Genomic DNA, 13,159 nt, shown 5'->3' on the forward strand with positions numbered 1-13,159 from the left:
CAGCAATGGGACTTATGTGCAGCCGTACACGGCGACAAATCCGAATAGCACTCAGCGCGACAATTACAGCACCAGCGGCAACTACAATCCGAGCACTGGCACATTTGGCCATCGCTCGGCGCGGTATTGAAAGTCGCAGCGATGGCCAAGTCAACGCGTAACACCGGCAAGCTTTGGACGGCCAAGGACGTCCGGCAGCTCAAAGAGCTGGCAAAAGGGAACACACCGACGCGCGTTATCGGGCTCAAGCTCGGTCGGACCGAGACCGCAATCTACGGGAAGGCTTCATCGGAAGGCATCTCCCTTAGCCCCACAAACCAAAGCCCTTACAACCGTAAGCAGTGACTGGCTATGCCCGTATGCCAAAGTGAGCGCATAAAGTCGCTAAGCACTTGGGCCGCGCGGTAGTGCCGACGATGCGCCGGCACAAAGCGGCTTCACGACTCACTGGGGCTGCGACGGCGCTGCTTACCGGGATTGCGGTGGCAAACGCGACCGATTGCTCTGGCAAGGATGCGCTTGGAACTTCGCGCGTGCTCGCTGTCGATGCAAAAACCTATCCCCGCGTCGGCTTGAAAAGCTTTCCGCAGACCTTGCCGTTAGACGACCATGAGGTCGTTCTCACTTTCGATGACGGGCCGAGGCCCCCGAACACGCAGAAGGTGCTGGCCGCGCTCGCGCAGGAGTGCGTGCGGGCCACGTTCTTCCTCGTAGGCAGGTCCTCTGCCGAATTCCCCGAACTCGTCCGGCGTATCGCCGCCGAGGGCCACACCGTCGCGCACCACAGCTGGTCGCACCCGGTGATCTCTCAGATCAGCTTCGAACAGGCGAAGGAAGACATCGATCGCGGAATTGCGGCCGATGAGATGGCGCTCAACGGCACGTCGACCAAAACGCCCTCTACGCCGTTCTTTCGCTTCCCGTATTTCGACTCGACGCCTGCGACGCTCGACCTCCTGCAGTCACGTGGCATCCTCGTCATTGGCGCCGATCTCTGGGCGGCCGATTGGGAAAACATCACCCCGGAGCAGGAATTGAAGAAGGTAACCGAGCAACTCGAGATCACCAAAAAGGGAATCATTCTGCTGCACGATCCGCAGGCGCGGACGGCAGCTATGATGCCCGCGTTCCTGCGCTACCTGCACGACCAAAACTATCGGATCGTACACTTGGTACCGGCTGCGGCCCCGGTTCAGACGCACGCCGACGGAGCTCATTGATGGTGCGCGAGCGGCTCTGAGTTCCGCTCCGGACCCTCGGATTCATCAGAGTGGGGCTTGCGTCCCCATGCAAAACGATGATTTCTTCGCATCAGGCGCCATCGAGATCGCCATCGCCCCGCGATAATCGCCAGTCGCACAGGCCAGACGCCGTTCTCAAATTGGGACACTCGCAATTCAAATTGGGACCGAGCCATCTGCCTAGCTGAGTATCTTCCGACGCTCTGATGCAACGACCAGAAAGAGGGGGCCGAGCTTTCCTCCGGAGTGCTTCGGGCGGTTGAGCCCCGCAGGAAGCAACAACGCCGCTCGCTTGAAATGAGTGCGAGCGGCGTCGCTCCAGCCCCGGGAGGATGATGCAAAATCCCGGTAGCCGCTAAACTAGCACAACTTGTGCCAAAATACATGTTCCGAGGCGGAACACGCGCGGCGGCAGATGAGAATGCAATATGTCAAAATCCGCGACCATAGTCCGCGCTCTGCGCCGAGTTTTTCCTCGCGTGACAGGGACGTTTGGAGCGGCATGGGTCCTGATGCGGAAAAGCTATCGTTCCCTCAGTGCACTGGCGAGGCGGGCAACACCGTGCCGGATCTCTCGTGCTTCGAGTGCAGCATAGCCGAAAACAAACCCAGCTCGCCGTTTCGCGCTTCCTCGCCCATTCTCGTATAGTCCGGAAACAGGATAAATTCCGACGCCGTTGTGCCGGGCGTTTTGTGCGATTGCGACTTCCTGCGCCGCATCGAGTTTCTTGAACCAGGCCACCACATGGAGCCCGGCCTCCGCGCCCTGCAGTTCGATAGCCTCACCAAAATGTTCAGCAAGTGCCTCGAGCAAGGCTGAGCGGCGCTGCGCGTTTTTTCGCCGCAGCTTTCTCACGTGCCGCTCGTAGGCGCCCGAGTGTAGGAAATTGGCCAGCGCCGCTTGCTCTAGCGCCGGCGAGTGCCGATCGGTCAAGCGCTTGGCCGTGCGGAATGCGTGGATGAGCTCTGGCGGAACCACGACATACCCCAGACGAAGCAAGGGCGAGAGCGTCTTTGAGAGTGTTCCGAGATAGATGACGTGAGCCGCCTCATCGAAGACATGCAAGGGCTGAATCGGACCAATATCGTATCGGTACTCGCCGTCATAGTCGTCCTCGATGACATAGGCTCCCGCCTTGTCGGCCCACTGCAGCAGTTGAGCACGACGCGATGCTGAGAGAACGTGACCTAACGGAAATTGATGTGAAGGCGTCACGTAGCAAAGCCGAGCCTTTTTGACATCCTTGAGGGCTTGTGTCTGCAAGCCGTCTTCATCGACCGGGACGAACTGAGGCATGGCTCCGGAACTCTCAAAAACATGGCGGGCGGCCCAATAGCATGGCGTCTCGATCACGAAGCGATCGCCGGGATCGAGCAATATTCGCGAGCATAGATCCAGACCCTGCTGTGATCCGTTGACGATGATGATCTGCTCGACGCCGCAGCGCAGACTGCGCGCACGCCACAGATAAGCCTGCAGCGCCGTTCGCAGCTCCATTGATGCCTGCGGGTCCTGATAGCGCAGGCTGCGCGGACCAGACGCCGTCAAGACTTTCGTTAGAGCGCGCCGCCAAGTCAGGCTCGGGAAATCGGCAGCTGCAATATCGCCGTAGCGAAAGTCGACCTGCTGGGCCTCGGTCGCGATCGGCGGTCCGGACAAGTCGAGGAGCCGTCGCCCGAACGCCGATAGACGCGCCGTTCTTGTCGCCTGGTTGCCGGCCGCCCGCGACAGGCGCCCCGATCGAAGCGCAGGCGCAACAAAGGCCCGACGTCCCTGCCGCGTCTCGATGAAGCCTTCCGCCAGAAGCTGCTCGTAGGCTGCCGTAATCGTGGTTCGTGAGGCTCCAAACTCGGCTGCGAGGGCGCGGGTCGAAGGAAGCTGGTCGCGCGGTCTGTAGACGCCATCCTCGATCTGGGCCTTCAATGCTTCATAAATTTGCCGCGCCCCATTTGGCTTATGGCACCGCTTTCCTGTCTCTGACTGGCCCACCAATATCGCTCCAAACTGGTCCTTCAAAGTGGCCTGTGTGCGGCCTAGATGATCAAGCATCAAGATCCGATCGAGGTGTTCGGATGCGGAGGAGTTCTAGTAATGTATATGCCGCCAGCCTTTCGCGTCGAGGACGTCGCCGAGATTCACCGGACCATGCGTGAGGCCCGCTCGGCAACCCTTGTCACTGCAACCGAAGAGGGGCTGATCGGAACGCCGGTCCCGATGCTTCTCGACGAGACGGAGGGTGCGAATGGCACGCTTTACGCGCACGTGGCAAGGTCTAATCCTCAGTGGAAGCTGCAGCCTTCCTGTGAGGCGATGGCCATCTTTGCGGGGCCTGAAGCCTATGTCACTCCGTCCTGGTACGCGACGAAGCAGGAGACGCACAAGGTCGTGCCAACGTGGAACTACGTTGCGGTACATGCTTACGGCCCGGTCGAGTTTTTCGACGACGCGGACCGGTTACTCGACATAGTGAGGCGACTGACGGACCTGCACGAGCAGTCGCAAAAGGACCGCTGGGCAGTCGCGGACGCTCCGGCTGATTTCATCCAAGCGCAGCTCAAGGCGATCGTCGGCCTGCGCATGCCGATCACAAGGTGCGACGCCAAACGGAAGGTGAGCCAGAACCGCAACGCAGCGGATCGCGCCGGCGTCATCGATGGATTGTCGAGGAGCGATCGCCCTGAAGACCATATTGTGGCCGCTCTGATACCGAGAGGATGACGCTGGAGGCTGCCGGGAGGGGGGTGAATGATCGTCGAATTTCAGGCGTTCCTGCTGTTCTTGGGAGCTGCGCGCCTGGTGGCGATCACACCAGAACCCGGATGTTTTACGTTGCGGCACGAACGTTTACAGGTGGCCGTGCGCATGGTCTGGCATCGAGCTTTGGTACCGGTGTTGGAGTCTGGTGCATGTCATTGCCGGGGCGGTCGGGATCTCTGCACTCGTTATGGCGAGTGCGGAAGCCTTCACTCTGCCCAAGCTCGCCGGAGCTGTCTGTCTGATCTGGCTTGGCTTCAAGACATGGAACGAAGCCGAGATCGTCGACCCGATCGGAGTGGAGATAGCCGGTGTCAGAGGGCATTTCGGCAAGACATTATTGTCGAAGCGCTGAATCCGAAGTCGGCTGCATTCTTTCTCGCCTTCACCCCGCAATTTATCGAACAACCGCCGATGTCGCCCGGCAGTTTGTCATCCTTGGGATCGTTTCAGTTGCGCTCAATACTGCTGCCGATGTGGTCGTGACCCATTAGGCGGCCAAAGCACGAGCGGGCCTGGCCAAGCGACCATCTGCCCTCGCCAAAATGCGACCGGTATCTGGTGCAGCTATGTGGACGCTGGGATCTTCACGTCGAGCTTCACTTCTTGTTGCGCGGCGGCTGGTTGATCACCCTGGGGTCCATTCTGTCAGCTGCGGCCTGTCTTCCGACGTTGCAGCGCAATCTTTCGGCTGACCGCTTAGGAAAGACGACACCATCTATGAAGACCACGGCGTCCATACGTCGTTCGCCTCAGATCGCGCTAGTTTGACGAGAGTGGATGTGCAGCATGTGGGTGATCGGTTCGCTCCGTCGCCGTAAGGGCCGGTCGCCAACCTTCACATCCCGAACAGCTCGGACATGAGTCCTGAATCAGCCGAACCGCGAGCCGCGTTAGAGTTTTTGGATTTGTTTCGCCGCCCGCGGCGAGATTTAAAATCTTCTCGGCAAGGCATGCTTTTAAGGAAGACGTCCGCGCAGGTTCCGGTGCCATTTGGACAGCATCGTCCAGGACGCGCCGCAACACGGCACGCAAGTGAGCGTCTGAACTCGCAGCTGTCATGGGGCTCATCCAACGGATCAAATCTGTGCGCGTTGGCTTCGGCTCTCAGCCAGTGTTCCTGAGAAGATCCGTCGAAGCCCACCGTTCGATAATACCGTGTCGTCTAGTGATTGGTGCAGTCGGCTTGGTTGCCGTCTCACCGACACATACAAGAAACATGTTTAGCGGAGGTGACACTGAAGCCTTGGAATGCGATTTCTTTGTTGGGTTCGCTTTGTCCAGAACGAAGGCGACAGGAGTTGTGTAACGACCGACCGAGTCTCGGTAGATCGTGCGGCCTGCAGCTCCGTTCAAGAGCACGTGGTAGAGGTGATCAAGGAATCTCTCTGCGGCGACATTTTTCTGCGTAAACTATCCGAACCGGCGGAGTATCGTCGCATGCAAGCAGCTCGTTTGGGTAGGAGCATCAGGCGGACGCTTAATTCGGCAGCAGGGTCGTTTTCCAAGAACTGCTCAGAACCCTGTCGCACTTCAGCAGCAAAGGCCAGGGCGTACCTATCCCACGCGGCGCGATGCGGCGAGCCGGGCTGGCAGGCAGCGCGTTTGATCGACAAGGTCGTCTGAACCGAAGACACGAGCCTGTGAGGGTAAAGCTAGTGCCGGAGACGAGCTCTACCACAACACCAAGGCGTCTTTTACAAGAGCGACCGTAGTCAGCTGTTGATCGGTGCCCCGACTGACGCAGGAAGGCAGGACATGAACCAGAGAAGCCAAACCGAGCGCGCCGCGTCTGGCCGCGCCTTTCATGAAGGAGAATGTCAGGCCAGTCTAGACCGATCCAGGCTCACTAGCGATGTAAAGCCCTTAAAGCTCGACGTCGGCGGATGGTGCAGGAGCTTGGCATCATGTGACGGCGTGGTGTTTGGGCCGATCAGCCGGATCAGGTTGGAGGTGAGCAATGTCAGCCCGTGCGCAAACAGCTCTGTCAGCCGAGCCGGCTAATTCTCCGTCCGGTTGGTCGGCACGATGATCCCTCGTGCGGCCAGGCAGTTTAGCACCGTATCGGCCAACCGTTCCGGCTGCTGGTTCAGTGTTGTCAAATGGATCTCTGGCGCGCTCGGCGCCTCGTACGGCGCATCGACGCCGGTGAAAGTCTTGACCATGCCTGATTTCGCCTTGGCGTAGCGCCCCTTCGGATCGCGCCGCACGCATTCGCCGATCGGCGTGTCCACAAAGACCTCGATGAATTCGCCGTCGCTGACGAGATCGCGCACCATGTCTCGCTCAGCCTTGTAGGGCGAGATGAACGAGCAGATCACGAGCAAGCCGCTATCGACCATTAATTTGGCAACCTGGCCTGCACCGCGGATGTTTTCAGCCCGATCGGATTCGGTCAAGCCGAGATCCCGATTGAGACCGTGCCTGAGATTGTCGCCGTCCAAGAGCATGGTGTGATACGACATCGCAAATAGCTTCTGGTCGACGAGATTGGCGATGGTCGATTTGCCCGCGCCGGAAAGCCCGGTAAACCAGATGATGCAGGCTCTTTGGTGCTTGAGAGCGGCGCGCTCCTTCTTGCCGAGTGAGAGCGGCCGCCAGGCCATGTTGACGGCACGCCGCAAGGGGAAGGCAATCATGCCTGCGCCGACGGTCCGGTTTGTCTCGCCGTCGATCACGATGAAGGAGCCGGTACGTCGGTTCGCTTCATAGGCATCGAAGGTTGCTGGCAATAGGGTTGCAATCTTGCAGAAGCCGATTTCATTGAGGCGCAAAGTGCGGGCTGCCACGTGAGCGCCTGTGTTGACGTCGATCCTGTATTTCATCGCGGTGATGCTGCCGGACGCGCTTGATTGCGTGCCGATCCGGAAGCCGTACGATCGGCCCGGGACCATGTCCTCCTGGTCCATCCAGATCACGTGGGCGGCAAACTGATCAGCGACCTCCGGTCGTTCCGTCGGCTTGGCGATGACATCGCCGCGGCCGATGCCGATCTCGTCAGCCAGTGTAATTGTCACCGCATCGCCGGCTTCGGCGCGCACAAGGTCGCCATCGTACGTCACGATCTGCTTGACGCGCGAATTGCGTCCCGACGCCGGAACGACGATTTCGTCGCCAACCGCAATGCTGCCGGAGACCACCGTTCCAGCGTAGCCGCGAAAATCCATATTCGGCCGGTTCACCCATTGGACCGGGAAACGGAACGGTAAGCCAGCCGTCTCGGACTGGATGTCGATGCTTTCGAGATAGTCCAACAGGCAAGGGCCGTGAAACCAGTCGGTATTGCGGGACCGGTTGATGATGTTGTCGCCGTGTCGTGCGGAGATCGGGATAGCCGCGATCGACGTGAAGCCAAGATTCGAAGCGAACTTGACATAGTCGCCCACGATGCGATCAAACACTTCCTTGCGGTACTCGACCAGATCCATCTTGTTCAGGGCCACGACCACGTGCCGGATGCCCAAGAGAGAGCAAATGTAGGAATGGCGTTTGGTCTGCACCAGGACGCCTTTGCGCGCATCGATCAGGATGACCGCGAGTTGGGCATTGGAAGCGCCGGTCGCCATGTTCCGCGTATATTGTTCGTGACCGGGCGTGTCGGCCGCCATGAACGATCGGCGCGGCGTGCTGAAGAAGCGATAGGCGACATCGATGGTGATGCCCTGGTCGCGTTCGGCCTCGAGTCCATCGACCAGCAGGGCAAAGTCGATAGCGTCTCCGGGTGTGCCGTGCTTGACGGTGTCGCGCGCAAGCGCCTGCAGCTGATCCTCATAGATTGCCTTGCTGTCGTGCAGAAACCGGCCGATTAGCGTCGACTTTCCATCGTCCATCGAGCCACAGGTGATGAAGCGCAGCTGATCCTTGCTGTCGGTGAAGGTGAGCTCTCGCAGCGCATCAGTATCCATTCAGAAGTAGCCTTCCCGCTTCGTTTTCTCCATCGACGCCACTTCATCGCTATCGATCAGCCGTCCCTGACGCTCGGAGAGTGTCGCAACCTGCATTTCCGCGACGACGTCTTTGATAGTGGCGGCGTCGGACTCGATGGCGCCGCTCAGCGGATAGCAACCAAGCGTGCGGAAACGCACCATCTTAAGCTCGGGCGTCTCGTTCGAAACCAAGGGTAGGCGCTCGTCATCCACCATGATCAGCGCGCCATTGCGATGGACCACCCACCGCTTTTTCGCGAAATAAAGCGGAACGACCGGAATGTTTTCCAGCATGATGTATTCCCAGACATCGAGCTCCGTCCAATTCGAAATGGCAAACACGCGCATCGTCTCGCCTTTCCAGCTGCGGGTGTTGAAGAGATTCCACAGCTCCGGCCTCTGGTTGCGCGGGTCCCAGACATGTCCGTGCGAACGGAAGGAGAAGATGCGCTCCTTCGCCCGGCTTTTTTCCTCATCGCGCCGGGCGCCCCCGAACGCTGCGTCAAAGCCGTAGAGGTCGAGCGCCTGCTTGAGCGCGTCTGTCTTCATCACCTGGGTGTGCAGCGTCGATCCGGAATCGATCGGGTTGATGCCGCGCTCGATCCCGTCCCGGTTCACATGAACGATCAGGTTGATGCCAAGACGCTGGGCCGTCTCGTCGCGAAAGCTGATCATCTCGCGAAACTTCCAGGTTGTGTCGACATGCAACAGCGAAAACGGGACCTTCGCCGGATAGAAGGCCTTCTGCGCCAGGTGCAGCATGACGCTCGAATCCTTGCCGATCGAATAGAGCATTACGGGCTTTCGAAAGTCGGCAACCACTTCGCGCATGATCTCGATGGACTCGGCCTCCAGCCGCCGCAGGTGCCGCGGCAGCGTGCGAGACTGTGGTTTAGCGATATTTTGTGCGTGCATTGTGAACATCTGCGGTTCGCTGCGCGGCAGGTCGCCGTTTCGATGATCTAGCTTGCCGTAGCTCATGGGCCGCTCTCAAGGTTCGTCACGGTGAACAGCAATCACGCCGAATATCCGCGTGCGCTTCTCGAAACTCATCCAGATCAAGTGCCTTGCTTACGTGCAGCTTTCGTTTCCGTATCCCGCCGGCGCAAGGGTTGAGAACGGAGAAAGGTGCCAACAGATTGCATCTGCAATGACCACCTCACTCGCGTGCTCGAAGCCGTTTGTTATGAGATGAGGAGATCAAGATCAACTCCATTTCAAGACCGAAACCCTGGAGCGATTCTCTCCATTTATTGTCTGGATGTGCGCCATCGACAGAATCGATTTTACCGATCGTGCGGGATGGCGGATAAAAAAAGCTCAGCTGGAGAAATAGATCATCAGGCCGGTTTGCCTCGTTTCATGTAAGACCGTCTCAGATGCCGATTGTCGGTTCTTGAGGGGCGTGCCATCACGCATCTTTGCGGCGGGCGTCATCCGGCAATGGCCTTCATTTTGACGTGTTGAAGGCCTCATGAAGAAACACGACGTCGATGGTCGACTTGTCGACGCGCGAGTGTGCGGAAGAATTGTTGACTCGCGCCATCAATAGAAAAATCGCAAGCGACAGCACTTTGTGTTCGTAATGGATATCGGCCTGCTCGTCGCCACGGTTAACGGCGAATGCCCTCGCCGTAAATGAACCGCCGGCAGCCCTCCATCTGCCGACGGAAGCTGGTGCGATGTCTTGAAGCATCGCTCCTCCCAGACTGAACTTCGCCCGGCCCCCAAAGGGTCGGGCTCTTTTTTATGCGGCCGGATCCATCCGCGTTTAGCGGGCCAGGGTTCGCAAGCGAGCTCAACGTCTTTCAGCGCACCCTTTGGGACGCGTCTGTCCATTCTGCCTGAGCCTGCCCGTTGACACGGATTGACTCCGACGGCCCAGGATGTTGTTGGGACTGCTCAATCGATCCAGCAGATGATGTCTTGCAAAGCCAAAGCTGATCGTCCGGAGGGTCCACCAAATTAACTCGATCGAGCACGAGGTGTCCCGGCATGAGTGAGTTTCCAAGTCGTGTGCTGATGCGGAACGCGCAATCGGGCATAGGAGACCGCGGCCATGCCCGTGTTCGAAGCCGTCCGAGCCGGCTGTCGCGCGGCCGTGATCGTCAGCGATAAGCATCATTGACAAAGACGGCCAGCCCGCTAGCCTACCTCAGCACTCGCGCTTTGATCAGGGTTCGTGGTCCGATGTGCCGCGCGGTGTAAGCCTCCTTGCGGAGGACCTCTCATAATCGGCGGGCGGGCGGGCGAGCAGTGGTGCGCCGCCAATCAAGAGAGTCAAGGCAACACCGTCTACGGTTTGAATGGTACAACGGTCCGCCTTTGCATCCATGCTGTGGATACATTCGATCAGAACAATCGATTTTACCGATCGACCTGGACGCCTGATAGTCAAGCGCCGGCTGAGATGGAATTGAGGCACGGCAGGTCGTCAAGATCGATCGTCGATCGGTGAGGCAGCCGGGCAGCCCAACGCGATCTGCGAGCCGGCAGGTCTCAATCTTTGAATTCGCGTGCAAGAAGGGTGCATGAGGCAGTCATGACTATGAGCGTGGACGGGTCCGGAGAAGGGACTAAGAGAGCGCCTGAAATAAGCGTATCGAGTGACAGCGTTTTGGGCGCTGCCACTTCGGCTATTCGCATTTCACCTGCTCAGGCGCGTCAAGCGTTTTTCGTAGTTCCAGTGAGGACACGTCAACAGCCGAGTCCAGCTGAACCTCTCCCCGTGGAGCGCATCGCGCAGTTTCATCGCTGCAAGTCGGGTGTCCAGCGCCTTAAGCAGAGGATTGGGCAGCAAGTCGAAGAGATTAGGAGGCTGATTGAGGATGGCAGGAACGAGCGTGAAGCGACGCAATTGCTGACTGAACTCACAATCGAGCTGATATCCGCAGGGCTCGGGCCGGAACGAGACGAGCGATCCGACAAGGCGGTCATAAGTGATGGGACAGGGCGAGTCTTACAGGATCACTGCAGCGTATGCGATCCAGAACAGCTGTCGGCTCTCGGACGTATCTTTGACGACGCAGTTGCGGCTCTACCGGAAGATATGCGAACTCCTAATTATCGAACGGAGGTCGCCAAACTCATTCTAGGACGTGCTGTAATAAATCAGCTTGAGCCGGGATCACTCATCAAAATTGTAATAGCCGTTGCCTCTGCCGTTTGATCGTTGATCACTTATTGCGCCGCCTGGGATGTCGTTGGATTTAGCTCGGAATCTTGCCTGGAACATGAAATACGTATTGTAAGGTCCTAAAAAGATGTCGGGGCGGTTCGTCGGGGACGTGACTTCTGCACGAGTGTGGACGACATAGAGAGCTAGCTCGTTGCGAGTACTGCTCTGTGGTTGCCCGATGCGAACCTCGGCTGCGTGCGGTGAGAACAGGTAGGCCATCGCGCGAATATCGTTCGCGTGCCATCGATGCCTGAACGTCGGAGGAGCCGACGTCCGTCAGCTCTCGCACTGTCCGCCGAGACCCAGCTGACAAGGATTCAGCACCAGATCATGATCTCGTCCGAGGTGTAGGTCTTGGTCTTGTCGCACGCGCCGGCCAATGTTCTATCCTGTCTTGAACGCACCGTTGCTTTGAAAGGCTGTGAACTACCGAGAGGAGACAAGGGGACGAAGACCGTCTGGTGTTCGGGCGCCTGATGATCCGCGAGCGTCGGGTCGGCTAGGAGGGGTGTGGCGACCGGCACGGACAAGTGAATCTTCTTGCCGAGCGAGCAGAAAAGCCGGCCTGCCGATGATGCGATGAGGAGCGGCACGCGTCTGCGCCGCTTGATTCATTGCGCTTGATCCGGACTGCGGCACGAACTGGACATAGCAGGAAGGCCGCAAAGAGGTCACACAGATAGAGCAAACCAACGGGGCCGAGGCTCAACGATGATCATCGATCGTCGCCGGAATGATTGTCACGGCCGATGTTCAAGGAAGCCGTGCTTGTCTAGTCCGACTCAGGGCGGGACGGATGCCGCGCCATTCAATTCAACTGAGTAGCCGATGCCGCGCGCGGTGGTGATCCGTAGCGTCGCAACGGACTTCCTCAAATGCCCGCGCAAGCGATAGATTGCGACTTCAAGCGCATTGGTCGAGACCTCATTGTCGAACGAATAGATGCTATCCTCCAGTGACGCGCGCGGCACCGTGCGGCCTGCATGACTGAGCAGATGCTCCAGAATGCACAATTCACGGCGTGCGATCCTTAGCGGCCGGCCATCAACCCAAGCTTGCCGGCCGATCGGATCGAACTCGACATTCCCAAGCCCGATAAGTGGCGCCGTCATTTGGTTTGATCGCCGCAACATGGCTCGCATCCGGGCGATGAGTTCTTCAGTGGACACAGGCTTGGACATGAAATCGTCCGCGCCACCGTTGAAACTTGCAATCCGGCGATCGAGATCGTTGAGATCGCTTATCACCATCGCGGGCATCGCCTTTCCGTTTCGCCTCAACTGCTTCAGCCAGTCCAAGCCGTCCCCATCGGGTAGAGCCAACTCGAGAAGAAGAATGTCGTACCGCGCGCAACCAACAGCGGCCGCCGCTTCATCCAGAGTGTGCGTCACGTCGACGGCGAACCCGCAATTCAACAGAGCTCCTTGGACGGAACGCGCATAGCCGGTGTGATGATCAACCAAGAGTGTTCGCATTTCATCTTCTTTCGTCAATCTGCGACGAATTCAGGTCGTTCACCGATCCGACAAGAGCCACGCCAACACAGCCATCTTTGATCTCCAACTGACCGTCCTGGTCCTGGCGCAAGTGGGTCGGCGGTGGTTCTCCCGCTTCCCCACCGGCCATGTTGATAACCTGCAACCGCGCGAAGCTTGAAGAGGTTGCGGTGCAAGCTTAAGGGTTCGAGACATTCGCAAGTCTGCTAGCTGTCAGGATGTTCCGATGCGACCGACGCGTCTCGCAGTCCGTGTCGGAAAACCTACAATCTGACGCTACGTGCGATTCAAGCCCATCCGTGGACCCCTTTCGAGATTATCCAGATATTCGCCAGGGCTTGCGCAACGAGAACGAAATGTTGAGGGGTGCAAGCCGTCGAGCGCCGACGGAATTGGTTTGGATTGTGGGGGTAGAGCCCGCTGCGTTGATAGTCGGGATAACGGGCGTCCAGCTCGATGCTGCGCTCAGCGAGAGCAAGTCGAGAGACTAAAGGCATCCCGGTTAGGGCGGCCTTTCCGAAGGGGCGGAGCGTGCTGCCATTTTGAGATGAGGCCTCGGGCCC

General features: G+C 58.7%; 10 protein-coding genes. 3 read left to right on the top strand and 7 right to left on the bottom strand.

Annotated elements, in window-relative coordinates:
* The first annotated feature begins 416 nt into the window (after positions 1-416).
* Positions 417-1,220, top strand: coding sequence for a polysaccharide deacetylase family protein (locus H1B27_RS24255; protein WP_197967774.1), 804 nt, complete (start codon positions 417-419; stop codon positions 1,218-1,220).
* Positions 1,221-1,764: 544 nt separating this feature from the next.
* Here H1B27_RS24255 and pdxR read toward each other — a convergent pair.
* Positions 1,765-3,291 (bottom strand): MocR-like pyridoxine biosynthesis transcription factor PdxR, encoded by a 1,527-nt coding sequence (pdxR, locus tag H1B27_RS24260; RefSeq protein ID WP_197967816.1) that lies wholly within the window; start codon positions 3,289-3,291, stop codon positions 1,765-1,767.
* A gap of 42 nt (positions 3,292-3,333) precedes the next feature.
* Here pdxR and H1B27_RS24265 point away from each other — a divergent pair, with 42 nt between their 5' ends.
* Complete coding sequence (locus H1B27_RS24265; RefSeq protein ID WP_197967775.1) at positions 3,334-3,960, top strand: FMN-binding negative transcriptional regulator; 627 nt, start codon at positions 3,334-3,336, stop codon at positions 3,958-3,960.
* A gap of 184 nt (positions 3,961-4,144) precedes the next feature.
* Entirely contained in the window at positions 4,145-4,351 is a 207-nt protein-coding gene (locus H1B27_RS41070) for a LysE family transporter (protein WP_311976981.1), read from the top strand.
* A 1,645-nt stretch (positions 4,352-5,996) separates the two neighbouring features.
* Here the strand turns inward: H1B27_RS41070 and cysN are convergent.
* From cysN to H1B27_RS24300, 6 genes are all read right to left on the bottom strand, one after another.
* The gene (gene cysN / locus H1B27_RS24275; RefSeq protein ID WP_197967776.1) at positions 5,997-7,901 is read right to left on the bottom strand and encodes a sulfate adenylyltransferase subunit CysN; all 1,905 of its coding nucleotides are present in this window, start codon (positions 7,899-7,901) and stop codon (positions 5,997-5,999) included.
* Complete coding sequence (gene cysD / locus H1B27_RS24280; RefSeq protein ID WP_197967817.1) at positions 7,902-8,837, bottom strand: sulfate adenylyltransferase subunit CysD; 936 nt, start codon at positions 8,835-8,837, stop codon at positions 7,902-7,904.
* 535 nt (positions 8,838-9,372) lie between these two features.
* Entirely contained in the window at positions 9,373-9,618 is a 246-nt protein-coding gene (locus tag H1B27_RS24285) for a hypothetical protein (RefSeq protein ID WP_197967777.1), read from the bottom strand.
* 1,431 nt (positions 9,619-11,049) lie between these two features.
* Positions 11,050-11,319, bottom strand: coding sequence for a hypothetical protein (locus H1B27_RS24290; protein WP_197967778.1), 270 nt, complete (start codon positions 11,317-11,319; stop codon positions 11,050-11,052).
* Between the two features lie 98 nt (positions 11,320-11,417).
* The gene (locus tag H1B27_RS24295; RefSeq protein WP_197967779.1) at positions 11,418-11,693 is read right to left on the bottom strand and encodes a hypothetical protein; all 276 of its coding nucleotides are present in this window, start codon (positions 11,691-11,693) and stop codon (positions 11,418-11,420) included.
* Between the two features lie 189 nt (positions 11,694-11,882).
* Positions 11,883-12,575 carry a response regulator gene (locus H1B27_RS24300; protein ID WP_197967818.1) on the bottom strand — a complete coding sequence of 231 codons (693 nt, stop codon included), beginning with the start codon at positions 12,573-12,575 and terminating at the stop codon, positions 11,883-11,885.
* Positions 12,576-13,159 lie beyond the last annotated feature (584 nt).

This window comes from Bradyrhizobium diversitatis, assembly GCF_016031635.1.
GTDB classification, from domain to species: Bacteria; Pseudomonadota; Alphaproteobacteria; order Rhizobiales; family Xanthobacteraceae; genus Bradyrhizobium; species Bradyrhizobium diversitatis.